The following is a 24767-nucleotide window of genomic DNA, read 5'->3' on the forward strand; positions in this document are numbered from 1 at the left end:
TTTTTTCTTAGCGTTCATAGGTCATCTAGAAAAACAAATTAGGAAATGCCTCTTGAGGCTGTTTTCTCAAAACCACCAAATTGAATGTTGACTTAAAAAACCCAAAACCATATCCAAAAAACTGTACTATAATTGCGACAATAGACTGAAAAGCCACTATTATATTTTTGTTCACAATTAATGATACTAAAAATGCTATTATAAAATAAAAAAGATAAGCATAAAATGGCATTGCTATCTTAAAAACCAGTAGCAATATTGAAACTAAAAAGCCTAAACTAAATAGAGTTGGAAACCAATATACTAAACTCTTGGAATGAGGGTGCCATTGATTAAGGATAGGCCTTACCATACCAAACTTATATACTTGCTTATAAAATTTAGACCAGGATATGCGTCGTTTATGATATACAAAGGCATCTTTAATTAATGTTGTTTTATAACCCAAATTTAATAACCGTAAAGATAAATCTGGATCTTCACCGGGATGTATTTTACCAAACCCGCCAGAATCCAAGAACGCTTTTTTAGATAAGCCCATATTAAAGCTTCTTGGCTGAAAATTTTCCACCTGTTGTTTACCTCCTCTTATTCCGCCTGTGGTAATAAAAGACGTCATAGCAAAATTAATCGCTTTTTGGAGATTAGTAAAAGAAGGATGTGCAGCATCTGGCCCACCGAAACAATCGTAATAGTTCTTATTTAAGAAAGTATCTACTTCAGTTAAATAATTTGAAGGCAGGATAACATCAGAATCTAAAATGATAAAATAATCCCCTTTGGCTTTTTGCATTCCAAAATTTCTAGAATCACCAGGGCCAGAGTTCTGTTTAAAATAATATGAAATATCTAATTGCTTCTTATAGTCATTCACAATCGACTCTGAAGTCTCTGTAGAGCCATCTTCTACGATAACTATTTCGTACTTATAATCGACATTTAAACCTAAAAAACTTTCTAAAAGTTCTTTAATTTCATCTGGTCTATTAAATACAGGAATTATAAATGAAAAAAACATAGTTTGCGCAAAACACAAAGGTAATTAAAGCTATCACATAACTTTATAATAAAATGAACAATAGAGCTTCAACTTCTATTTTTTAATGAATTTGATAATTTCTGACTTACCATTACTGGTCAATTTAGCAAAGTAGTTTCCGCTTTCTATTAAAGATAAATTTATCTTAGTATTATTTACCAAAGGGTATGACACAAATACTATTCTACCTGTGATATCGAAAACTTCTAGTGAATCTATTTTCTTTTTAGAATTAATAAATAATTCTTCATTTACAGGATTAGGATAGTAGTTGACTATAGAATCATCATTAAATTCATTAACAGACAAAAATGTGCCCTCAATAATATTTATCTTTTGATTTGGCGATACATTATAGACAATGTCTTCAATACCGCTAAGCCATTTAATTTTTATATAATCAACAACTGTAGCATTACCAATCCCGAAGTGATGTGTTTCGGTATTCTGGGACAAATACCCTTCGCCTAACATTACATGACGGTATTGTTTAGTTCCATTAACTGAAATCTCAATAATGGATCCTACGGCATCTTTATTGCTAACTGTACCTTCTAAATCTATTGAAATATAATTATTACTCTGTACTTCGATGTTTTCCCAAAGTGATGGCTCTTGGTCAACATCATTATTAACAAGAATTTCTACTACTCCATTGTTATCATAATCACCTATTGCAGAAGCATAACTTCTATAGGCATTTGTTTGAAATCCTGAAATGGTGGAATTATCAAATGTCTCATCGCCGTTATTTACATAAAATGCATACGTAGCGTACATATTCTCTCCGCTATATTGAGTATTTACGTATAAATCTATGTTACTATCGTTATCTGCATCCAAAAAACTTGATCCCCAAGAAAAGCTATCCAAATCAGTCCCGGAATTGAATGCTATATTTGTAAATGTTTCATCACCATTATTTTTAAACAATACGCAACCAGGTTGCGGTGTACTTATGGTTTCTGGTGTATTGGTAATGTAAATATCAAAAAAACCGTCAGCATTAAAGTCGTCAATGGTAACTGACATGGCGTCCATTACTACATCTGTACCAGATGATTGACTGACATCCGTAAAAGTGCCATCTCCATTGTTTTTATATAGGTAATTGGGTTTAAACTTATCGTTAGCTACATACAGGTCTTGCCAACCGTCATTATTAAAGTCAAAGAATCCTGAGCAAAAACTAAGCGCTGGTAAGTTGTTTAACCCAATACTATTTGTAACCTCAGAAAAAGTGCCATCACAATTATTCTTAAACAAATAGTTTGTAATGGTCGTATCTCCAATCCTATTTGATAAATAAACATCTAAACAGCCATCATTGTCTATATCTCCCCAAGATGCTCCATAGGTGTATAAATTATCCAATGGGAAACCTGAAGATACCGTAACATCAACTAAAGAGTTATTTTCTCGTCTAAAAAGCCTATTGCCATCAGTGTCGCTAGTGAGAAAAAAATCTTTGTCACCATCATTATCGTAATCGACCCAGCATGCGCTCCTCGTTCTGTAGTTGTATGTATTAGGGCTGGTAAAAAAAGACGTTTCTACGAAAAACTGACCATTAATGTTTTTATAAAATTGCACAGGCACACCTGCTCCTGTAGCTAATGTTATATCGTCCAATCCGTCATTATCAAAATCTACAAAACTCGCGCCACTACCTCCAAAAACCGAGTTGCCAGTATGCTCATCTAGACCCAATATATTTGCCCTATCTACAAAATTGATTTGTGAAAAGGCCAAATGACATGGTAGAATCAATGAAAAAAAGATAATTCTAATCATCAAGGGGTTTTATTCTTTTACACTAAATATAAAAAGAATATTTAATTCAATTCGTAGTATATCCATTAGTATTTAATGACTTTAATTGTTTTAGAATGATTAGACGAAGTAACTTTGGCAAAATAAGTGCCTGCTTGTAAATGAGTTATATCAATATTTTCATATAATTCAGTTGAGTAAACCCTTAAGACCTCCTTACCTAACACATTAAATATCAATACCTTATCAATATCAGCTTCTGAATTAATCATAAATCTATCTTTAACAGGGTTTGGATAAATTTTCATTGAAGACAATTCATTATCATTAATTGATAATGCAGAACCTTCAACAATAAGTATTTGTTCATTAACTCCAACATTGTAGATGATATCTTCCACTCCACTCAACCATTTAACCTTAACATAGTCAACGACTGTAGCACTACCCAATCCAAAAAATTCGCTTGAAGAATTTTGGGATAAATAACCCTCACCACATAATGTATATCTATACTGTTTTACTCCATTTATAGATATTTCGATTAGAGAACCAATTCCATTTCTGTTACTTTCTGTTCCTTCTAGTTTTACTTTTAGCCAATTATTGGTTGATGGAGAATTATTTTTCCAGAGGAAGACATTGTCGTGATTAATATTATTAACTACTATTTCTGGATAGCCATCGTTATCGGTATCACCAATAGCATTTGAATAACTTATCGCAAAATCATTAGGTATTGAAGAGTTGATGATATTAAACGAACCATCATTATAATTCTCGTATAATGCCGAAGATAAATAACCAGGGACAGAGCCATTGTGTTCGGCACTTACATACAAATCTAAATCAGTATCATTATCAGCGTCTAAAAAAACAGCTCCCCAACCCACACTATTAAATGTTGTGCCTGTAGGTTGTGCTACATCGGTAAATGTGCCATTACCATTGTTCTTTAAAAACACATTGCCAGGAACGTCATTTGTTATATAAATATCCATCCAGCCATCAGCATTATAATCATCAATGGTCACAGACATAGCATCAATTGTAATATCAGAACCAGATTCCACGCTAACATCAGTGAAAGTACCATCACCATTATTTTTATACAGTGTATTTGCGTTCTCTATTTTATCATTTGCCACATAAATATCTTGGTGACCGTCATTATTATAATCAAAAAACGCTGAACAAAATGACAACGTACCAATATTAATAATTCCAGCTTCAGTATTTACAAGCGAAAATGTATTATCTCCATTGTTTTTATACAAAACATTAGGAATGGAAGTACTTCTATTACTTAAAAAAACATCTAAAAATCCGTCTTTGTTATAATCGCCCCAAGATGCTCCATAGGTAACAAGCACATCTGTTAACATACCTGAAGATAAGGTGATATCTTCCATTATCATGTTACCAAGGTTTTCATATAACTTATTGCTACTATTATCGCTAGTGACAAACAAATCGTTATCTCCGTCATTATCAATATCCACCCAATTAACCTGTTTATTTTTCCAGTTGTTGGAATCAATATTTAAGGTTTGCTCTACAAAGTTTCCGTTAATATTTTTTAAAAATCGTATTGGGTCACCCTCAGCTGAAGCAATAGTTATATCATCCCAACCATCATTATCATAATCATAAAATGTTATACCGCTACCATATAGCGTATTTCCACAAGTAACATTTATTCCGATTTCCGTAGCTTGATTTTCAAAACTTATCTGTGCAATAGCATCACTTAATACAAAAAATAGTATTAGAGAGAATGTAATTCTAAAATGCATTTCATTATTTAAATTTTGATATCTATTGTTTAATTACTCTAACCGTTTCAGTAATATCTGCGATAATTACCCTAATATAGTAAGTTCCTTCTTGTAAAGTAGACATGTCTAATATACTTTCAACATTGTTCGGTGTCGTTCTATGTACTTCTTGGCCTAGCATATTATATAGAACGATATTTTCAATAGCGTTTTGAGCGGTTAATGTCAATGTATTCTCTACTGGGTTAGGATAGTACAATAGAGAGTTCTGAGTTTCAAATTCTCCCATTGACAAGGTGTTTGAGCCTTCGGTAATGTTTAATAATTGATTTGAAGAAACATTATATATGACGTCTTCTATTCCGCTTAGCCATTTTACCTTTACGTAATCTACGACTTCTGCAGTACCTAGACCAAAACTTTCAGTAGCAGAATTTTGTGATAAATAACCTTCTCCGCAAAGCGTATAGCGGTATTGTTTTTCGCCATTAATAGAAATTTCAATAAAAGATCCTATTCCATTTCTATTGCTTTGAGTTCCTTCTAATTTTACCTTGAGCCAATTGTTATTAGGTTCTGTATTATTTTTCCAAAGAAAAATATTATCGTGGTTGATATTATTAACAACTATTTCTGGATAACCATCGTTGTCAGTATCACCAATGGCATTTGAAAAGCTGCTGGCATAATCATTTGGAACCGATGAGTTACTAATACTATAAGTGCCATCATTATTATTTATATAAAAAGCCGAAGATAAATAACCAGGCACAGTACCGTTAGTTTCTCCGCTAACGTATAAATCTAAATCCTTATCATTGTCAGCATCTATAAAAACAGCTCCCCAACCTAAGCTATTAAATGTAACTTGTGCAGAAACTGCTATATCAGTAAAGGTTTCATCACCATTATTTAATAACAGAACACTGTCGGAATCATCGTTTGTAATATAAATATCTAACCACCCATCTGAATTAATATCATCTACGGTTACACTCATTGCATCTATGTAAACATCAGATCCAGAAATTTGACTTACTTCCGTAAAAGTACCGTCACCATTATTTTTATACAATAGATTATGAGTATTTGGTTTGTCGTTTGAAACATATATATCTTGATAACCATCATTATTATAGTCTAAAAAAGCTGAACAAAAAGACAACATACCTTCACTTAGAAGGCCAGCTTCGGCATTTGCCAGTGTAAATGTATTATCTCCATTGTTTTTGTACAGAATATTGGGGGTGTCGTAGTCTCTAATACTTAAAAAAGCATCTAAAAACCCATCATTATTGTAATCTCCCCAAGATGCACCATAAACATAAAATGTTTCCATTAACATTCCACTTGTGTTAGTAATATCATTCATAATCATATTACCCAAATTTTCATAGAGCCTAACATGAGTGTCATCGCTTGTTACAAATAAATCATTATCACCATCATTATCTATATCAACCCAGTTAACTTGTCTGTTTTGCCAATTATTTTGATCTATGTTTAAGGTTTGCTCTACAAAACTACCATTAATGTTTTTTAGAAAGCGTATTGGGTCACCATCTGCAGATGCTATAGTTATATCATCCCACCCATCATTATCATAATCATAAAAACTAATTCCATTGCCTAAATATGTATTACCACATACAACATTAACACCAGCTTCGGTAGAAAAATTATTAAAAGAAATTTGGGCGAATAGATTATAGGGCGAAGCTGCAAGCACTATAATTAAACTAATTAAATGGTTATTAACATTCTTCCCTATCATAACAGGTATATAATATATCTTTAAAGATAATAAAAAAAGCCGCTAATCGATAGCGGCTTTTTAAATGTCTATTATTCTTTAGAAACTTATTGTTTAATTACTCTAATCGTTTCTGTAGTGTTAGCAATAGTTACCTTAACAAAGTAAGCACCGTTTGCTAATTCTGACATATCTAAATCACTATTAAGGGCATCAGGCATAGCTCTTAACACCTCTTGACCTAGCATGTTATACATCGTCACATTCTCAATATTATTTTGAGCATTTAATGTTAATGTATTTTTTACTGGGTTAGGGTAATAAGTGAATGCTGCTTCATTTTCTACTTCATCCAATGATAAAGTTGAACCTTCAGTGATGTTTAATAATTGATTTGAAGAAACATTATATATGACATCTTCTATTCCGCTTAACCATTTTACTTTTACGTAATCTATGTTTTCAGCTGTACCCAATCCGAAAATTTCAGTAGCGGAATTTTGTGATAAATAACCTTCCCCACATAACGTATATCTGTATTGTTTTTCTCCATTTAAAGAAATTTCAATAAAAGATCCTATTCCATTACGGTTGCTCAAAGTCCCTTCTAATTTTACCTTTAACCAGTTATTTGAATTTTCTGTCTGATTTTTCCACAGAAATATATTGCTATGACTATCGTTATTTACAACTATTTCAGGAAACCCGTCGTTATCTATATCACCTATGGCATTAGAATAACTTTTAGCAAAATCATTGGGCACTGCGTTATTTAACAAAGAAAAAGTACTATCGGCATTATTTTGAAAAAAAGCTGATGACAAAAAATTTGGGTTTGTACCATCATGATCACTACTGACATATAAGTCTAAATCCTTATCATTGTCAGCATCTAAAAAAACGGCACCCCAACATTCGCTAAAAACTGATGTTTGAGACGATGGGGCTATATCAGTAAAGGTTTCGTCTCCATTATTTTTAAGAAACACATTGCCTTCTGCTTCATTTGTAATATATATATCTAACCAACCATCATTGTTATAATCATCAATTGTTAATGACATGGCATCTATGCTAACATCAGCACCAGTGATTAACCCTACTTCAGTAAAAGTTCCGTCCCCATTATTTTTATACAAATCATTACTATAAATAGATTTATCATTGGCAACATACAAATCTTGAAAACCATCATTATTAAAATCAAAAAATGCCGCACAGAATGAAAGTTTGCCAAAATTTATAATTCCTACTTCTGAGTTCACAATTGTAAATGTATTATCTCCATTATTTTTATACAACACGTTAGGTATTGACTCACTTCTATTACTTAAAAATAAATCTAAATAACCGTCATTATTATAATCTCCCCAAGAAGATCCATAAGTAAACATTATCTCTTGAAGTATTCCTGCATTCTCAGAAATATCAACAAAGTTAAAATTTGAATCATTGAGATATAATTTATTGGAACTTGTGTTACTCGTGATAAACAAATCTTCGTCACCATCATTATCTATATCAACCCAATTAACTTGTTTGCTAGTCCCTATATGATCAAAATTAAATTGCTCTTCTACAAAAAATCCACCAATGTTTAAAAAGAATCGAATCGGATAATTATTTGCCGATGCTAATGTTAAATCGTCAAAACCATCGTTATTATAATCATAAAAACTTACACCACTACCAAAATTAGAATTGCCACAGTTAACAACAACACCATAGTTCTCTGCCAAGTTTGCAAATGAAATTTGTGCATTTAGACAAACCGAAGATACTAATATCCAAACGTAAGGTAATAATGATTTCATTAGCTTAAATTTACGTAAATGAAAAAAGCTGCTTTTAAAAGCAGCTTTTTTCATAAATATGTATCAAATTAATGTTTAATTACTCTAACTGTTTTACTCGTTTCACCAATAGTAACACGAACAAAATAAGTTCCTGACTGCAGGTAAGACATATCTAAATCACTATCAAGAGCATTAGGCATAGCTCTTAATACCTCTTGACCTAACATATTATACATCGTCACATTCTCAATATTATTTTGAGCATTTAATGTCAATGTATTTTTTACTGGGTTAGGATAATAAGTAAATGCTGCTTCATTTTCTACATCATCAACACCCAAAGTAGCACAACTCACAGATAACTCAAAATCACCCTCATTACCTACATTCCAACCACCAATGGCAATATAATACGTAGTTGTACCATCAGAATCGAAAGAAGTTTCTGCAAAGAAGTCTGGTGAGCCACACTCATCGTAGCCATCATCAATACAAGTCAACGCCCCTGAAGTTCCTGTATAAACAAAAATCTCAGTATCAAAACTTGAGCCTGGATTACAAGTTGATAAAGTGATACGCTCTGCTACACCGCTACCTGTAAAAGAATACCAAACCCACGGAGAGTCATTATCAGCTGGAGTGTCTGCTTCAACAGTAGCTACATCTGATGCACCAGCCTCATCTTGTGTTGCATAGAAAGTAGTGCCCAAAGTTGATGATCCGCATGATATCGCAATAGCATCAGCAAATAAATCGTTAGGTGGAGGGCAATCTAACACAAAAGGTCCAAGAACAACATCACATGTCGCATTTGACTCGTGTTCAATATTAATAGAAAACCCTGTTTGTGGTACAGGTACGCCTGTAATTGTGAATAATCCTGTAGCAGTTGCAGTACCACCAGTACCAATTGGATTACCCATATCATCCTCACCAGAAATAGTTAAAGTACTAGAATCTCCCAAATCATCAATAGAAATCGTTACATCCACTGTAGCAGGGCAATTAGTAAAATCAATTGGGTCAGTTGGTATAGTTACCGTAGGTGCAGCACAACTTGGTTCATAAGCACAGAAATTAAAATCGCCTGGCCCATCATCATTAAGAGAGTCCCATGCTCTAATCCAAAGCGTTTCACCAGGAGTTCTACCTGAGAGCGCCATTTCATACGCAGAAGGGTCATTTCCAGAAGTAGCGGAACAAGCAATCGACGTTAAACCAGAGCAATCAGCCCCTTCATACACTTCATACCATAAAAAAGAACAACAATTAGAAGTATCACCAGATATAGTAACATTACCACTAGCAGGTACGGTTACACTAAACCATATATCTCCACCACCGTACGATGTACATGTTGCAGCAGGTGGTGCAGGTGTATCTAAGTCTGAATCTGTAGCGTTAGTATTGTTTCCTGTAGTAATACCAGTACACATATCCGTTGTTACAGGGATATTTATAGCACCCATACAAACATCCTCTACAGGAGGACATGTGTCTTGAAAAGTACCTAAATTAACATCACACACTGGATCAGAACCATGTTGCAAAGTAAATGTCACAGGTGTTCCTGTTGTATATCCTCCTAGAGTGAAAGGACCTGTACCAGTAACAGGAAAAGTATTTGTACCGTCAAAAATTGCTGGACTACCGTCTCCTAGATCCGTAACGTCAAAATCCACTGCAAAAGTACCAGCACCACAATCAACAGTACCTAATGTAGCTGAACCTGCCGGAGGAGTACAAGTTGGTACAGGAGCAAAAGTTAATGACCAACTGTTAAAAGTCCCTGTGTCACCGCCTGCATCATCACAGAAATTTAAAGTCCACGTACCGTCTGCATCTACACCATTAAATGTTGATAGCGGCTGTTCTGGCATGTGCGGACCTGTAAATGGCGCAGAGCCAGCTGTAATTGAAGTAGCTGCATTATCTCTAAATTGAGTACCCGCATAATCGTCTCCAGACCCACCATTATCAGTCGTCAATTCTACAATAGTAGTACCATCTGGTGCAATTAAAAAGATATCTATATCAGCATCCCATGTGTGGGTAATATCAATATCTACTTGATCTAATAAATTGGTTACGCCTAAAACACCTACTCCTGTAACTGCAACAGTAAGATTTAACTCATTAGCGGTACCACAAGTCGCAGCTGTACCACCTCCAGGTCCTTGAGTATCGGTTGGTGTACCAGTTCCGGGAAAGGTTTGTCCATAACCCATCGCAAATACAAATAATAAGCTTGCGAGTAAAGTAATTTTCTTCATAAAAACATATTTTAAGTTAGTAATTCATTAAAAATATGTTAATTATCTAGAAGATTATTATGCCTTAACCACAAATCGATGAAATGTAAATAACAACGTTAAAATACTGTTAAATATATCACTGTTAACATGTTATAAACAAAAAAAACTGTGATGCAAATTGCAACACAGCTTTTGGATAAATTTATAATTCTATTCTCATTACTGACTATCTACAAAAGCATCCATAACAGCATCACTCACTCCCATATTGCTAAAACCACCATCGTTATAAAGGTTCTGTAGGGTTACTCGTTTTGTAAGGTCACTGAATAAGGTAACGGTATAATTGGCACAATCCATAGCTGTTGCATTACCTAATGGAGACATTTTATCTGCGTAAGCTAAGAAGCCATCAAAGCCTTTTACTCCACTACCAGCCGTTGTTGGAGTTGGTGATTGAGAAATGGTGTTAACACGTACTTTTTTATCTCTTCCGAAGAAATACCCAAAACTACGTGCAATACTTTCTAAATACGCTTTGTTATCTGCCATGTCATTATAATCTGGAAAAACGCGTTGGGCAGCCATATAAGTTAAGGCTACAATGCTTCCCCATTCATTCATGGCATCCGCCTTGTAAAGAGTTTGCATTACCTTATGAAAGGACATTGCAGAGACATCTGTTCCTTTTTGTGTCCAAGCGTAATTTTGATCTGTATAGTGCTTTCCTTTTCTCACATTAATAGACATACCAATGGAATGCAATACAAAATCCAATTTACCACCTAAAATTTCCATAGATTGCTCTACAAGTTTTTGTAAATCTTCTTCAGATGTTGCATCTGCGGGAATGATTTGAGAGCCTGTTTTTTCGGCCAAGGCATTTATCTGTCCCATTCTCATAGCAACAGGTGCATTGGTCAGTACAAATTCGCCACCTTCTTCATGGACGCGTTCTGCAGTTTTCCATGCAATTGAGTTTTCGTCTAATGCTCCAAAAATGATTCCTTTTTTTCCTTTTAGTAAGTTATATGCCATAATTGTTAGTTGTTTGTCAGTTATTTGAAATATAGTCAAAGTTAACAAAACTTTGAATTTTAAACTTTGAATTCTAAATATTTAATTGAGCAATTGCTTGGCGTGTGCCATAGCAGATTCGGTAATGTTTACACCACCTAGCATTTGAGCAATTTCCACAATGCGCTCGTCTTCATCCAATCGCTTTAATTGTGTATGCGTTGTATTATCCATATCTGTTTTAAACACCTTAAAATGTGTATTTCCTTTTGCAGCAATCTGAGGCAGATGCGTAATGGTAAAGACTTGCATCTTGCCACTCATCTGCTTCATTATGTCACCCATCTTGTTTGAAATTTCGCCAGAAACTCCTGTATCTATTTCATCAAACATTATGGACGGTAACTGCATATATTCAGATAGAATGGACTTTATCGCCAACATAATCCGAGATAATTCTCCACCTGAAGCAGACTTCTTCAATTCATTAAAGTTTGAACCTTTGTTTGCTGTAAATAAAAACTCTAGGCTATCTTTTCCGTTTGATGTAAAATGTCCCAAATCATCAAGGTTTATTTTGAACTTGGCATTTGGCATACCCAAATCGGATAAAATAACCTCCAACTTTTGTACTAATAGAGGGATAACTTCTTCTCTATTATTATGAATCTTTGCTGCTACTTGATTCAATTCTTTATTAAGATTTTTAATTTCTTGCTCTTTTTCAGCAATTTCATCATCGAGATTTTCTGTATTCGAAATTTTGGATTCTAACTCTTTTCTTATTTCTATTAATTCTTCAATAGTGCTAGAAGCATGTTTTTGAAGTAAATTGTTAATGATTTGAAGTTGTGCGCTAATACGTTCTAGCTCTTGAGGATATGAGGATAATTGTTCTTCAAGATTGTCTAGTTCTGTTAAAATATCGTCTAATTCAATAGTTACACTCGAAACCCTTTCTAATAACGAATCGTAGGCCTTTCCGAATGTAGATATTTTATTCAGCTCTTGTTTTGCAGTATTTAATTGGTCGATAACACCTTGATTTTCGGTATTTAAAATAGCTCTGGTATTACCTAGCCTTTCTCCAATAGTTTCAACATTGTTAAGCTGCTCATATTGCGACTCTAAATCTTCAAGGTTTACTGATTCTAGATCAATCTCATTCAGTTCTTTAGTCAGAAACAAGTTATAATCGTACTCCTTGAGCATTTCTGCTTTAGAAGTTTGTAGATCTTCCAAAGATTTTTGTAATGATCTGAACGCCTTTAATTGTTTAGTAAACAATTCTAAGTTTGCACCATTATCTGCCAATGCATCAATGACCTTAAATTGATAGTCGTCTTGCATCAATTGCTGTGTTTGGTGCTGTGAATGAATGTCGATAAGATATGAGCTTAGAGCAACCAAACTGTCTAGGGTCGCAGGTGTATCATTAATAAAGGCTCGCGACTTTCCTGATGGTAAAATCTCACGCCTTATAATGGTCTGCACATCGTAGTCTAAGTCTAAAGATGCAAAAAGTGCTTTTAGATTGTAATTGGCAACATCGAAGGTTGCTTCGATTATGCATTTTTCATCCGTATTCTTTACCTGACTAAGATCTGCGCGTTTTCCCAAAACCAATGACAAGCCACCTAAAAGAATGGATTTACCTGCACCAGTTTCACCAGTAATTATGGTCAACCCATTATTAAACTGAACATTGAGTTCGTCTATAAGCGCATAGTTTTTTATGTAAAGTGAGGTGAGCAATAATTTGTAATTAGTTATTACAAAAGTATCGATTCTGAGTTACTGAAACAAGTTCAGTAAAAGCAAGTTCGTAATGATGTAAAAATTAAAACTTAATGTTTCTCCACTTTTGGGAGTGCATCGGTGCAATTTTGTTTAAAATATCTACCGCTTCGGTAATATTGACACTTGGGCCACCGGAAAGTATATCCATTAATTCATCTGATTTCGCATCGAAAAACACACGCATTAAATAGGAATTTGGTCGTCTTCTGTGAATCTTTTGTAGTTCTGATAGTGTTGAAACAACTTGGGATTTTCCTTTCTTGGCATCATCTGCCATAATATCCAAACCATCTATATGATAGTTATACATGGTTGATCTAATTTCCTTAAACGTTGGTGACAATAAATTATCTATAAGGGCGAAACGCGATTGTAAGCCATCTTCTAACTTCCACCCTTGCCCATTTAATTGCTGTGAATAATTAGCAATAGTTTGTGCTTGGGCAAAATATTCGTCACCTCCGTTGAGTGCAAAAGAATCTGCATCCATACCTAAAATCATAAATACATGAAATGACAATACCGAAACAAGGTTAGACTCAAATTGACGTGGGTTATATACCAAATTCTGAAATTCTAAATATTGAAAGTTAAAATCCCTGTCATTGTAGTTATATATTGGCGAGCTGTATGTTGAATTAAATACTGGTCGAGAAGATGATACTTGAAGCGTTGCACTAAATCTATCATTTTCGTAATTATTTACATTTATAACCATACTACAATTAATGCGCTCTTCTGCGCTGAACGATTTTTCCGTCCATTGTGTATTATTTATAAACTCACTAAGTTGTTTTTCTAAAGTCTTAAAAACCACATTATTGTCGTTACCTGTTTGCTGAGCTATAACATTAACCGTGCAGTTTAATTCTTGGGCAAGCACAACTGTTGATGATAGTAAAAAGGCCAATAAAACTAATATCTTACGCATGTAATTGTTTTAAAATCTGATTCATTAAATCGTTAGCAACTTCTGCCTTTGACTTAAGCGGATGTTCAATAATATCGTTAGACGATGTTATAAATGTAACTTTATTTGTCGATACTCCAAAACCCGCACCTTTATCCTGTAAAGAATTAAGTACAATTAGGTCTAAATTCTTAGATTTTAATTTTCCTTTTGCGTGCTCTAGTTCATTATTAGTCTCTAGTGCAAAGCCAACCAAAAATTGATCTTCCTTAGTTTCTCCTAAGGATTTTAGAATATCTTTCGTCTTCTCTAACTCAACACTAAACGTTGAATCTTTCTTTTTTATTTTCTTATCTGCTACAGATTTTGGTCTGTAGTCTGCAACAGCTGCTGAAAGTATCGCTATATCTGAATTCTTGAAATGTTTATGTACTTCATTGTACATTTCTTCTGCACTAACCACAGGCACAACCTTTACTAAACTATGTGCGTTTTTTTGATGTGTGGGTCCTGTGACCAGAATTACCTCAGCGCCAAGATTAGCAGCTGCATTTGCAATTTCAAATCCCATTTTACCGCTAGAATGGTTTCCTATAAAGCGTACAGGGTCCAAAGCTTCGTAAGTTGGGCCAGCAGTAATAAGAACTTTTTTTCCTCTAAGAGGCAATTGATTCAGAATATCTTTTTCAATAAAGTCAATAATATCTTCTGGCTCTGCCATTCGGCCTTCTCCAACTAAACCACTAGCCAATTCGCCAGTACCAGCAGGAATCATCTTATTTCCGTAAGAGGTTAACTTTTCAAATGAAGTTTTAGTGGATTCGTGTTTATACATATCCAAATCCATAGCTGGAGCAAAATAAACAGGGCATTTAGCCGAAAGATATGTAGCCAACAACATGTTATCACAAACACCATTTGCCATTTTGGCCATGGTGTTGGCCGTAGCTGGAGCGATTACAAAGTAATCTGCCCAAAGACCTAAATCGACATGGTTATTCCAAACTTGTCCCTCATCTTCTTCATCTACAAAAGACGAATAGACTGGATTTTTGGATAAGGTGGATAATGTAAGTGGAGTTATAAAATCTTTAGAAGCAGGCGTCATAACTACTTTAACGTTAGCGCCTGCTTTTATAAATAATCTTACTAAGTTAGCAGATTTATAAGCGGCAATACCAGCGGTAATGCCCAATAAAATGTTTTTGTCTTTTAGAATAGACATGAAATATTATTCCTGAGTATCCTCAGTATTTCTGTGATAAATTTTATCATCTAACCACTCTTTCACTGCAAGTGCATGTGGTTTCGGCAGTTTTTCGTAAAACTTAGATACTTCAATCTGTTCTTTGTTTTCGAAAATCTCCTCAAGACTATCGTTGTAAGTTGCAAACTCTTCAAGCTTGTCAATCAACTCACGTCTAATGTCTGTATTAATCTGTTCTGCACGCTTTGCAATTACAGAAATAGCTTCGTAGATGTTATCCGTTGGAGCATCAACTTCATTTCTGTTATAAGTTACTGTAGTAACTGGTGCATCGGTCTTCTTTAAATCCATCTTTATAATGATTAACTTTTTGTAGTAAATGTATTTAACTCTTGTTGTAATTCCTCTTTCATTCTATCAGCATCTTCTAAAAACTCTGAATTAGGATAAGCTTTTTTTAATGCGTTATAGTAACCTAAAGCGTTATTTAAACGTTCTTCTTTCAGTTCATCTATACTCAATATTGCTAAATTATAAGCAGCATCAAACCTGTAAAACATGGCCTCATTTCTCAATGTAGTGCCAGGGAATTCAAGTAAAAAATTATTGAATGATTTAATTGAAGCTTTATAATCTCTAATTAAATCATACTGTTTTGCTATCTCAAAAGCCTTCTTCTCTAGTTTAAAATCCAATTCTTTAACAAGTGTATTGGCCTCTGACAGATACTGCGAATTTGGATAAGCATTAACGAACAATTGCAGTTTTTCAATAGCTTCTACTGTTTCCTTCTGCTCTTTTGAATACACAGGCGAATTATAATAATAACCCTTTGCAGCTAAAAAAGCAGCTTCTTCAGCTTTTTCACTTTGCGGATAAATATCCGTAAACTTATCAAAATGATAACTTGCTATATAATAATCTCTCATTCGGTAAGAGCACATAGCATGCATAAAGGTTAACTTTTCAGCTTGAGGCTTACCTCTATACTGAGGTAAAATCTGATTTAATAGCCTATGGGCTTTACTCCACTTGCCAGCTTCAAACAATTCAGTACCCATTTTAAACTTTTCAGCGACATCATCAGATCTTAACGTTTTCTGAAAGTCGCTACAAGATACCAATATAATGGCTGTGAATAGTATGTAAAGTCCTCTTTTCATAAATTTTAAACAGGATGCAAAAGTATGCATTTTTAACGGATTTAAAAAACAAATATTATATGCTAAAATAACCTTAGTTTTTATTGCGAAATGTAATTTAGATTAAGTTTAACTTTTGCCTAAAACTTTAAGAGCCTCTGTGATTTTTTTCTTTAGTCCGTCCGTCGCTTCCACTAATGGTAAACGAACATGTGGTTTTGATATATCTAAGGCTTCTAAAACAGCTTTTACACCTGAAGGATTGTTCTCAGAAAATATAAGTCCGGTGATTGGCATTAAATTAAAATGAAGTTTGTAAGCTTCCTTTGCCTTACCTGCGATTCCCAATCTAATCATTTCTGAAAACCCTTTAGGTAGAGCCTGCCCAATTACCGATATAACACCAGAACCACCTGCTAAGGCTACTCCTAGGGCTAAATCATCATCGCCAGATATTACCAAAAAATCATCTGGTTTCGTTCTTAACAATTCTAAATACTGATGTACATTATTACCTGCTTCCTTTACCGCAACGATATTGTCAAAATCTTTTGCCAAACGTAAAGTTGTTTCTGGCTCCATGTTTTTAGACGTTCTACCTGGGACATTATATAAAATGATTGGTTTTGAAGTCGCTTCAGCAATGGCCTTAAAATGTTGATACAAACCCTCTTGGGTTGGTTTGCTGTAATACGGTGATACAGATAAGATACCGTCAATACCAGATAAATCTGTTGTCTTAATTTCATCAACTACTGTTTTAGTATTGTTACCGCCAATGCCTAAGACCAACGGCAACCTTCCATTGTTAACTTTTATGATAAACTTTGTTAATTCCTTTTTCTCCTCTGCTGTAATAGTAACACTTTCTCCTGTAGTACCACTAATTACCAAGTATTCCGTACCGTTTTCAATATTATGTTCTACTAATCGTTCTAGAGCATCAAAATCTATGCTAAGATCTGCTTTAAAAGGTGTTATTAATGCTACTCCTGTACCTATAAATTTGGTCATTATATTTTATTTAAAATGTTGAGATATTTCTTAAATTCTTTTTTAAACGTTTCTATTTCTTTTGGTTTAAGATCTATAATCAAATCGTACAACCGTTCATCATTTCTGGCCAATCCAACTTTAAAATTTGCTTTTGAAAGTGCTGTTATTAAATTCAATTCTAAACTTTCCTGCTTATAAAAACTGATTAATACATCATAATCTTCATCAACAAAAGACTGTAAATCTATATTGTTCAATTTGCCTTTCCATCCGAAGTCTTTTGGACTAAAATACGTTTCCCATTGACTAGATTCATATTTATCATCATTAACAAAAGCAACAACTTTATGCTTTGGAGATGTTAAATTCAGCTCTTTAAAATACAGTCTAAACGACTCAAAATCATCATATTCATTAGCATTAAGCAAAACCGCGATATTCTTAACCTTATTGTTATTTACAGCCGCTTTTGGAATATCTAACAATTTATTAATGTACTTTCGGTTCGATTTTTCCTTAAAAGCTTTTAAAAACATTTATCTTTAGACTTTGTGCAAATTTACTAAAAGCACTTGCAAATATCCGTTAACTATATAGAAGTTATTCAATGATAATTAAACATCTTTTTAAACTGTTTATTTTACTGTTCATTTTTTCGTGCCATAACGAAACGCACATCTCTAAAATTGAAGGTAAACGTATAGAAATCAATGCCGATATCGCTTCGGATACCGCAATTGAAAATTTTATTAAACCCTACAGGGAAAACGTAAATAAGAACCTAGATAGTATAATATCCTACGCACCAGAAACCTATTCTAAAACTGACGGTGAACTAAATACTGCTATTGGTAACCTCATGGCTGACGCTGTTTTTGAAGAAAGCAATCCTGTTTTTAAGCAACGCACAGGAAAAAATATTGATTTAGTACTCTTAAATCATGGTGGGATTCGTTCTATAATTTCCAAAGGAAATGTTACAACTAGAACTGCTTTTGAGGTTATGCCCTTTGAAAATTCTGTAGTAGTGGTAGCGATGAAAGGAGAACAAGTTTTGGATATGATGCAATATTTAGCACAAGCCAAGCGTGCTCATCCCATTTCTAATCACCTACAATTGGTGCTTGGAAAGGATTTTGAAATTAGTTCTGCTACTTTAAATGGAAAACCTATCGATAAAGACGCCATATATCATGTCGCGACAAACGACTATTTATATAATGGTGGTGATCGCATGACGTTTTTTCATCCCAACGACAGCTTATACGTATTGGATTATAAAATACGCAACGTACTTATTGACTATTTTAAAAAGAAAGATACGATCAACCCGAAACGCGATAATCGCTTTATAAAATTAGAGGATTAAACATGAAAAGAAGACAATTTATTCAGCAATCTACGGCAGCAACAGCATTACTGGGTTTGGGCGGATTAGGTTTGCAATCCTTTGGGCCAGAAACCAAAAAGATTACCATACTTCACACAAACGACGTACACAGCCATATAGATCCTTTTGGACCAGACCATGAGCGTAACGCTAATAAAGGTGGTGTGGCAAGACGAGCTACTTTAGTAGAATCTATTAGAAAAGAAAATCCTCATACACTTTTACTTGATGCTGGTGATATTTTTCAAGGTACTCCATATTTTAATTACTATGGTGGTGAGCTGGAATTTAAGTTAATGAGCATGTTAGATTACGATTTGGCGACCATTGGTAATCATGATTTTGATAATGGCGTAGATGGATTATATGCGCAACTACCACATGCTAAATTTGAATTTGTCTCTGCGAATTATGATTTTTCGAACACAGTAATGGACACACATGTAAAACCCTATAAGATCTTAGTAAAAGACGGTATTAAAATAGGAGTGTTTGGTTTAGGTGTTCAGCTTGAAGGTCTTGTTGATAAAAATATGTATAAGGAAACGGTTTACCATAATCCAATTGAGGTTGCCCAAGACATGTCTCGTATTCTAAGGGAAGAACAAAAATGCAATTTAGTAATCTGCTTGTCTCATATTGGTTATCATTATAGAAATAGACCAGAGAGGGTTAGTGATTTGAACTTAGCGAGAGCTACAAAAGATATAGACCTTATAATAGGTGGTCACACACACACCTTCTTACCAAAACCAACTATAGAAAAGAATAGCGCAGGTAAAAATGTACTTATAAATCAGGTTGGTGCTTATGGTTTGTACCTTGGTAAAATTGACTTCTATTTTGAACCAGGTGAACCTGTAAAATCAGATGGTGCTTCAATAATCGTATAAGTTCTTTTGTAAGTTAAAAGAATAGAATCGTCTAAGATTTCAATTCAACCATTGAAATTATGAAATCTGACAAAATCATTTTAGTACTACGAATTGTTGTAGCCATAATTCTAATTCAAACGCTTCGCTTTAAGTTTACTGCAGATGACGTCAGTGTTTATATATTTGAAACTGTTGGTTTAGAACCTTACGGAAGAATAGGTATTGGCATATTAGAACTCATAGCTGGTATTTTACTTTTAATACCAAAAACCATTTGGGCTGGTGCATTATTGGCTTTAGGTTTAATGAGTGGTGCTATTGTAATGCATCTTACAAAATTGGGAATTGAAGTGCAGGGAGATGGAGGCACATTGTTTTACACAGCCATTGCAACGTTTGTTCTTAGCGCAATTATTTTGTACAACCAAAGAAAAGCCATACCTATTATCGGTAAAAAACTAAGCTTCTAATTGCTCATCTATATAGTTTGGCTGTGGCTCAGAAAGCTGTAATTGCGACTGTAGATAAAAGAATAAAAACGCAACTACTAAAAATAATGAGTAAACAAAAATCAAGCTTTTGTCTTCTAACACATAATAATATGCTAGCTGAATAATTTCAGAAAACACAATAAAAATAGATCCTATTAAGAACAGCATGGATTTTCTATCATCTCTATACATATAATCAATTAACGCCACAGAAAGCAAAGCCATAATCACTGCATTATAGGTAAATTCCAATGTATATTCATATCCTGTGAGAGCTCCTTTAGTAGTATCCGTAACCAGTACAACACAAAACACATCCAAAAGCAAGAGAATCATTATTGGTATTGATAATTCTTTAAATATATCTCTTAACTTAAATGATGATGCAATTTTTACTATTAGGAATAAATAGGATATAATATATAAGACATTAGCACCGTAATAATAATAATCCACCTCTCCTACTTTTATCTCTGGCCCATACCACGAGATGTAACTTAAAAGTTGCCCAGCCGTAAAAGCGACCAAAAACCAAAAGAAGAACAATGACTTATTAGTTGTCCATCTACAATATAGAATGGTCAATAAAACAAGCATAAACGCACTTACCGCAGCACCCTCTTTTTCATAAGCTAAGCCTTGAAGAATTATGAAGACACCACCTAAAAGCAATAATATTACTTTTAATAATTTATTTACAAACATTAATTAATCCCTTATTTATAAAGCGAATATATAATTATTATACATATAAACGATAAAAAAATACATTTTATCGATGAAATGCATATTTTTTTGTAAGTATTTACTTCAATAAAGTTAAAAATTCCTGTTCTGAGATTATTGGTATGTTTAAACTCTCGGCTTTTGTACGTTTGCTTGGACCCATTTTATCTCCTGCCACCAGATAACTTGTTTTAGAAGAAATAGACGAGGATACCTTACCTCCATTATCTTCTATAAGCTTTTTAAGCTCATTTCTAGACACAGTTTCAAAAACACCAGAAACCACAATCGATAACCCTTTTAACTTATCGGTTTGATTAGCTAACTTATCCGCTGAAATTTCCAACTGCACACCAAATGACTTTAAACGCTCAATAATTATTTTATTTTCTTCGGACGAAAAGAATTCCACAACACTTTCTGCAATACGCTCACCAATCTCATCCACAGAGACCAAATCTAGGATTGGAGCATGCATCAGTGCGTCAATTGATTTATAGTGCTTTGCCAATTTTTTGGCAACCGTTTCACCGACATAGCGAATACCCAAGGCAAACAATACGCGTTCAAAAGGGATTTGCTTAGAAGCTTCAATACCATTCACTAAATTTTCAGCACTTTTTTCTGCCATACGCTCCAGAGGTATCACTTGTTCAACGGTCAACTCATATAAATCGGCATAGTTAGAAATTAACCCTTCCTTAACCAGAAGAGCCACAGTCTCGCCTCCGAGCCCTTCAATATCCATAGCCTTTCTGGATATATAATGTTGAATACGTCCCACAACTTGAGGTGGACAACCATTATAATTAGGGCAATAATGTTTAGCCTCTCCTTCTGGCCGTATCAATTCTGTTTCACATTCTGGACAACTAGTAATATACTCAGTAGGTTGGGAATTCTCTGGTCGTTTGGTTAAATCAACCGCTATGATCTTAGGAATAATTTCACCGCCTTTTTCCACAAACACCTCATCTCCTTCCCTAATATCCAACTTTTCAATCTGATCCGCATTATGCAGTGATGCTCGCTTAACAATTGTACCTGCCAATTGCACAGGTTCTAGATTAGCAACAGGAGTAATAGCACCTGTGCGGCCAACTTGATATGTTATTTCATTAAGTCTTGTAGAAACTTGCTCTGCTTTAAACTTATACGCCATTGCCCAACGTGGTGCTTTTGCTGTATAACCTAACTCATCTTGTTGATAAAGACTATTTACCTTTACTACAACACCATCTATCTCGTATGGTAAATCGTGGCGATGTTTATCCCAATATTCAACATACTCCAAAACCTCATCAATTGAGTTGACCAATTTTGCTTCCTTTGGCACTTTAAAACCCCATTCCCTAGCCTTTTGCAAACCTTCAAACTGTGTGGAAATATTTAAGTTGTTTCCTTTTATACTATATAACAAACATTCTAATGGTCGTTTAGCTACCTCTGCGCTATCCTGCAATTTTAAACTTCCTGATGCTGTGTTTCTTGGGTTTCTATAAGGTTCCTCTTCATTAGCGATACGTTCCTCGTTCATTTTAAAAAATCCTTCAATAGGTAGAATGATTTCTCCTCTAATATCAAATCGTTTTGGGTAATCACCCTTTAATTGAAGCGGTACTGTATTAATGGTCTTTACATTAGTCGTTACTTCATCACCTTGTACTCCATCACCACGTGTTACTGCTCTCAGCAGCTTACCATTTTCATATGTGAGGTTCATTGAAGCCCCATCATACTTAAGCTCGCAAGTGTATTGTACCTCACCATCCACCATTTTTTTGATGCGTTTTTCCCAATCCAATAAATCTTCTTTGGAATACGAATTATCCAAGGAATACATTCTAAAATCATGAACGACCGTATTAAAGTTCTTGGTCACTGCACCTCCTACACGCTGTGTCGGTGAGTTGGCATCAAAAAACTCAGGGTGTGCTTCTTCTAAAGCCTGAAGTTCCTTTAGCTTAATATCGAACTCGTAATCGGTAATCGTAGGATTATCGAGAATGTAGTAATTGTAGTTGTGTAGGCGAAGTTCTTCGCGAAGTTGTTGTATTTTTTGTTGTGCGTTCATTTGCTATCACTTCTGCAAAGGCAGAAATCTTTTAAATTTGACTTCAGTCGCCTGTGTGTATATAAATATATTTCTCACCATTCCAAGTTAATAATCCTGATGTTCCTTCCGTTTCTTTCATGCTTAATGCAATATGTTTTAGCTCTATTTTATTATATCCAATAATATCTCCTGAAGTAGAATCGTTAACCGATTCATATGCAATTTTAGAGTTGTCAATACCAAAAGTATCATAATTGACCACCTTTAAAGCTGATGTAACCTCTCCACAACCAACTATATGGTAATCATTTAATGAATGAAAAAAAGCTAGACCCTTTTTATTATTGATTGAGTTTTTGATTAGGAAAACTACATCTTGTCTTCCATCACTATTAAAGTCAGCATAAAAAACATTTGGCTCTATTTGATCTGCAATATTGTAGCTTGAATCCAAACCATTTGTTTTGAAATATTTTGAATATAAGCTGGGCAATCTTTTCGAAAAACATCTTCTAGAGATTCTGATTGAATCAATATTGTTTTTTTCAAAATAAAATGAGGCCTCAAATATTTTTGAATATAGTTTATAAACTCCATAGCCTTTATGATACTCTTCATTATAGATTAGTTTTTCGAGTGAATCTATAGACATTCCTACATGAATATTATTCCATAGATTTATCGACGCATCCCTGATTAATACTTTGCTAAATTCTTCATTTGACGTTTCCCTATTCCATTTATGTTCATCATCTTTAACATATACTTTCAAAATATTTCTTGAACCATCGTTCTCTTTATCTGATAGATAATATGTTCGTTCTAAATGGTAGTTCTTATAATCACAAAATTCTTCATTTAAATGTTTTGAATCTACCATGCCAGAAGTTATCCAAAACTTCTCATTATTAAGTGTTAAAGATTTAATATCAACCGGACTCTTATTAAAATCAACCTTTTCTGTAGATTTAACCTTATAAAAAACCATAGAATCAATTGGCTCAATTACTTTATCCTCAGCAACAAAAACAGGGCTTTGCTTCTTCCCATTTTCACAAGAAAAACAACAAATTAAAACTAATATTATAATATTTTTTTTCATAGCATGAGATTCCTGCCTGCGCAGGAATAACAATTTACAATCGCTCTTTATTCAACCATTTTGGTGCTGGTAATGGCACATAGTTATTCATTTTTTCCAGTAAACCATCAATCGTATCATCAATGACTACTGCATCTAGATTTTCTTGTTTTAAAAATCCACGTTCTACCATGGTTTTGCATTGGCTTATTAACGCATCATAGTAACCATTGATATTTAAAATTCCGATGGGTTTGGTATGCAAACCCAATTGTCCCCAAGTTGTGATTTCAAAAAACTCATCCATAGTGCCAAAGCCACCTGGAATAATAATAAAACCGTCACTTTTATCATACATGATTACTTTTCTGTCGTGCATGTTGTCCGTAGTAATCAGTTCGGTAAGCTGTGTATGAACAATCTCTTTGGTCTTTAAGAAATGTGGAATTACACCAATCGTTTTTCCGTTATTATCAATAGTTCCCTGGGCTACTTTACCCATTATACCAATCTTTGCGGCACCATAAACCAATGCTATATTCCTATCTGCTAAAGTTTTACCGAGCTGATAGGCTATTGAAATAATTTCTTGGTCGTTTCCTTCACTACTTCCACAAAATACTGATATGTTTTTCATACGCCTTCCTTAATCCTTCCAATGGAAGGAAAATGTTGCTTTTAA

21 protein-coding genes are annotated in these 24767 nt (G+C 34.0%); 3 read left to right on the top strand and 18 right to left on the bottom strand.

All coding sequences use genetic code 11. The features are described 5' to 3' along the window. Nucleotides 1-25: 25 nt before the first annotated feature. The 14 genes from SIB89_RS03260 to SIB89_RS03325 form a co-directional block, all read right to left on the bottom strand. Nucleotides 26-1018 (bottom strand): glycosyltransferase, encoded by a 993-nt coding sequence (locus SIB89_RS03260; protein WP_412561148.1) that lies wholly within the window; start codon nt 1016-1018, stop codon nt 26-28. A gap of 75 nt (nt 1019-1093) precedes the next feature. Beyond that, the gene (locus tag SIB89_RS03265) at nt 1094-2833 is read right to left on the bottom strand and encodes an FG-GAP-like repeat-containing protein (protein WP_273289860.1); all 1740 of its coding nucleotides are present in this window, start codon (nt 2831-2833) and stop codon (nt 1094-1096) included. A gap of 65 nt (nt 2834-2898) precedes the next feature. Beyond that, nucleotides 2899-4608 (bottom strand): FG-GAP-like repeat-containing protein, encoded by a 1710-nt coding sequence (locus tag SIB89_RS03270; protein WP_412561149.1) that lies wholly within the window; start codon nt 4606-4608, stop codon nt 2899-2901. 22 nt (nt 4609-4630) lie between these two features. Continuing rightward, nucleotides 4631-6364, bottom strand: coding sequence for an FG-GAP-like repeat-containing protein (locus SIB89_RS03275; RefSeq protein ID WP_273289858.1), 1734 nt, complete (start codon nt 6362-6364; stop codon nt 4631-4633). Nucleotides 6365-6450: 86 nt separating this feature from the next. Then, a complete protein-coding gene (locus SIB89_RS03280) occupies nt 6451-8157 on the bottom strand; it encodes an FG-GAP-like repeat-containing protein (RefSeq protein ID WP_273289857.1) in 1707 nt (568 codons plus the stop codon). 68 nt (nt 8158-8225) lie between these two features. Further along, the gene (locus tag SIB89_RS03285) at nt 8226-10412 is read right to left on the bottom strand and encodes a T9SS type A sorting domain-containing protein (RefSeq protein WP_412561150.1); all 2187 of its coding nucleotides are present in this window, start codon (nt 10410-10412) and stop codon (nt 8226-8228) included. 201 nt (nt 10413-10613) lie between these two features. Further along, the gene (locus SIB89_RS03290) at nt 10614-11432 is read right to left on the bottom strand and encodes an enoyl-ACP reductase (protein WP_412561151.1); all 819 of its coding nucleotides are present in this window, start codon (nt 11430-11432) and stop codon (nt 10614-10616) included. An 81-nt stretch (nt 11433-11513) separates the two neighbouring features. Further along, a complete protein-coding gene (gene recN, locus SIB89_RS03295; protein ID WP_412561152.1) occupies nt 11514-13166 on the bottom strand; it encodes a DNA repair protein RecN in 1653 nt (550 codons plus the stop codon). 85 nt (nt 13167-13251) lie between these two features. Then, nucleotides 13252-14142, bottom strand: a complete 891-nt coding sequence (locus SIB89_RS03300) for a DUF4835 family protein (RefSeq protein WP_412561153.1) — start codon at nt 14140-14142, stop codon at nt 13252-13254. Continuing rightward, entirely contained in the window at nt 14135-15346 is a 1212-nt protein-coding gene (coaBC, locus tag SIB89_RS03305) for a bifunctional phosphopantothenoylcysteine decarboxylase/phosphopantothenate--cysteine ligase CoaBC (protein WP_412561154.1), read from the bottom strand. Before coaBC ends, SIB89_RS03300 begins: the two co-directional genes overlap by 8 nt. Nucleotides 15347-15352: 6 nt before the next feature. Next, nucleotides 15353-15679: a DNA-directed RNA polymerase subunit omega gene (locus SIB89_RS03310; protein ID WP_155087189.1), complete on the bottom strand. Its 327-nt coding sequence runs from the start codon at nt 15677-15679 to the stop codon at nt 15353-15355. An 11-nt stretch (nt 15680-15690) separates the two neighbouring features. Continuing rightward, entirely contained in the window at nt 15691-16491 is an 801-nt protein-coding gene (locus tag SIB89_RS03315; RefSeq protein WP_412561155.1) for an outer membrane protein assembly factor BamD, read from the bottom strand. A 108-nt stretch (nt 16492-16599) separates the two neighbouring features. Next, the gene (gene dapA, locus SIB89_RS03320) at nt 16600-17484 is read right to left on the bottom strand and encodes a 4-hydroxy-tetrahydrodipicolinate synthase (RefSeq protein ID WP_412561156.1); all 885 of its coding nucleotides are present in this window, start codon (nt 17482-17484) and stop codon (nt 16600-16602) included. Beyond that, complete coding sequence (locus SIB89_RS03325) at nt 17484-18002, bottom strand: DUF6913 domain-containing protein (protein ID WP_412561157.1); 519 nt, start codon at nt 18000-18002, stop codon at nt 17484-17486. Before SIB89_RS03325 ends, dapA begins: the two co-directional genes overlap by 1 nt. A 71-nt stretch (nt 18003-18073) precedes the next feature. Here SIB89_RS03325 and SIB89_RS03330 point away from each other — a divergent pair, with 71 nt between their 5' ends. Genes SIB89_RS03330 through SIB89_RS03340 form a run of 3 tightly spaced genes read left to right on the top strand, consistent with a single transcriptional unit; the run spans nt 18074 to nt 20201 of the window. Then, nucleotides 18074-18835: a 5'-nucleotidase C-terminal domain-containing protein gene (locus SIB89_RS03330; protein WP_412561158.1), complete on the top strand. Its 762-nt coding sequence runs from the start codon at nt 18074-18076 to the stop codon at nt 18833-18835. Between the two features lie 2 nt (nt 18836-18837). Next, complete coding sequence (locus tag SIB89_RS03335; protein ID WP_412561159.1) at nt 18838-19749, top strand: bifunctional metallophosphatase/5'-nucleotidase; 912 nt, start codon at nt 18838-18840, stop codon at nt 19747-19749. 59 nt (nt 19750-19808) lie between these two features. After that, nucleotides 19809-20201, top strand: a complete 393-nt coding sequence (locus SIB89_RS03340) for a DoxX family protein (RefSeq protein ID WP_155087183.1) — start codon at nt 19809-19811, stop codon at nt 20199-20201. Here SIB89_RS03340 and SIB89_RS03345 read toward each other — a convergent pair. The 4 genes from SIB89_RS03345 to SIB89_RS03360 all read right to left on the bottom strand — a co-directional run bounded on the left by SIB89_RS03345 (nt 20190) and on the right by SIB89_RS03360 (nt 24722). Continuing rightward, nucleotides 20190-20927, bottom strand: a complete 738-nt coding sequence (locus SIB89_RS03345) for a hypothetical protein (protein WP_155087182.1) — start codon at nt 20925-20927, stop codon at nt 20190-20192. The two genes, SIB89_RS03340 and SIB89_RS03345, sit on opposite strands and share 12 nt — an antisense overlap. Nucleotides 20928-21027: 100 nt before the next feature. Further along, nucleotides 21028-23022 (bottom strand): NAD-dependent DNA ligase LigA, encoded by a 1995-nt coding sequence (ligA, locus tag SIB89_RS03350; RefSeq protein ID WP_412561160.1) that lies wholly within the window; start codon nt 23020-23022, stop codon nt 21028-21030. A gap of 43 nt (nt 23023-23065) precedes the next feature. Beyond that, nucleotides 23066-24106, bottom strand: a complete 1041-nt coding sequence (locus SIB89_RS03355; RefSeq protein ID WP_273292595.1) for a hypothetical protein — start codon at nt 24104-24106, stop codon at nt 23066-23068. A 34-nt stretch (nt 24107-24140) separates the two neighbouring features. After that, nucleotides 24141-24722, bottom strand: a complete 582-nt coding sequence (locus tag SIB89_RS03360) for a TIGR00730 family Rossman fold protein (protein WP_412561161.1) — start codon at nt 24720-24722, stop codon at nt 24141-24143. Nucleotides 24723-24767 lie beyond the last annotated feature (45 nt).

Source organism: Winogradskyella sp. MIT101101 (assembly GCF_047126865.1).
Lineage (GTDB): Bacteria > Bacteroidota > Bacteroidia > Flavobacteriales > Flavobacteriaceae > Winogradskyella > Winogradskyella ouciana.

Coding starts and splice junctions, on each gene's coding strand:
- SIB89_RS03260 (WP_412561148.1), bottom strand. CDS start 1,018: ATGTTTTTTTCATTTATAATTCCTGTATTTAATAGACCAGATGAAATT.
- SIB89_RS03265 (WP_273289860.1), bottom strand. CDS start 2,833: ATGATTAGAATTATCTTTTTTTCATTGATTCTACCATGTCATTTGGCC.
- SIB89_RS03270 (WP_412561149.1), bottom strand. CDS start 4,608: ATGCATTTTAGAATTACATTCTCTCTAATACTATTTTTTGTATTAAGT.
- SIB89_RS03275 (WP_273289858.1), bottom strand. CDS start 6,364: ATGATAGGGAAGAATGTTAATAACCATTTAATTAGTTTAATTATAGTG.
- SIB89_RS03280 (WP_273289857.1), bottom strand. CDS start 8,157: ATGAAATCATTATTACCTTACGTTTGGATATTAGTATCTTCGGTTTGT.
- SIB89_RS03285 (WP_412561150.1), bottom strand. CDS start 10,412: ATGAAGAAAATTACTTTACTCGCAAGCTTATTATTTGTATTTGCGATG.
- SIB89_RS03290 (WP_412561151.1), bottom strand. CDS start 11,432: ATGGCATATAACTTACTAAAAGGAAAAAAAGGAATCATTTTTGGAGCA.
- SIB89_RS03300 (WP_412561153.1), bottom strand. CDS start 14,142: ATGCGTAAGATATTAGTTTTATTGGCCTTTTTACTATCATCAACAGTT.
- coaBC (WP_412561154.1), bottom strand. CDS start 15,346: ATGTCTATTCTAAAAGACAAAAACATTTTATTGGGCATTACCGCTGGT.
- SIB89_RS03310 (WP_155087189.1), bottom strand. CDS start 15,679: ATGGATTTAAAGAAGACCGATGCACCAGTTACTACAGTAACTTATAAC.
- SIB89_RS03315 (WP_412561155.1), bottom strand. CDS start 16,491: ATGAAAAGAGGACTTTACATACTATTCACAGCCATTATATTGGTATCT.
- dapA (WP_412561156.1), bottom strand. CDS start 17,484: ATGACCAAATTTATAGGTACAGGAGTAGCATTAATAACACCTTTTAAA.
- SIB89_RS03325 (WP_412561157.1), bottom strand. CDS start 18,002: ATGTTTTTAAAAGCTTTTAAGGAAAAATCGAACCGAAAGTACATTAAT.
- SIB89_RS03330 (WP_412561158.1), top strand. CDS start 18,074: ATGATAATTAAACATCTTTTTAAACTGTTTATTTTACTGTTCATTTTT.
- SIB89_RS03335 (WP_412561159.1), top strand. CDS start 18,838: ATGAAAAGAAGACAATTTATTCAGCAATCTACGGCAGCAACAGCATTA.
- SIB89_RS03340 (WP_155087183.1), top strand. CDS start 19,809: ATGAAATCTGACAAAATCATTTTAGTACTACGAATTGTTGTAGCCATA.
- SIB89_RS03345 (WP_155087182.1), bottom strand. CDS start 20,927: ATGTTTGTAAATAAATTATTAAAAGTAATATTATTGCTTTTAGGTGGT.
- ligA (WP_412561160.1), bottom strand. CDS start 23,022: ATGAACGCACAACAAAAAATACAACAACTTCGCGAAGAACTTCGCCTA.
- SIB89_RS03355 (WP_273292595.1), bottom strand. CDS start 24,106: ATGAAAAAAAATATTATAATATTAGTTTTAATTTGTTGTTTTTCTTGT.
- SIB89_RS03360 (WP_412561161.1), bottom strand. CDS start 24,722: ATGAAAAACATATCAGTATTTTGTGGAAGTAGTGAAGGAAACGACCAA.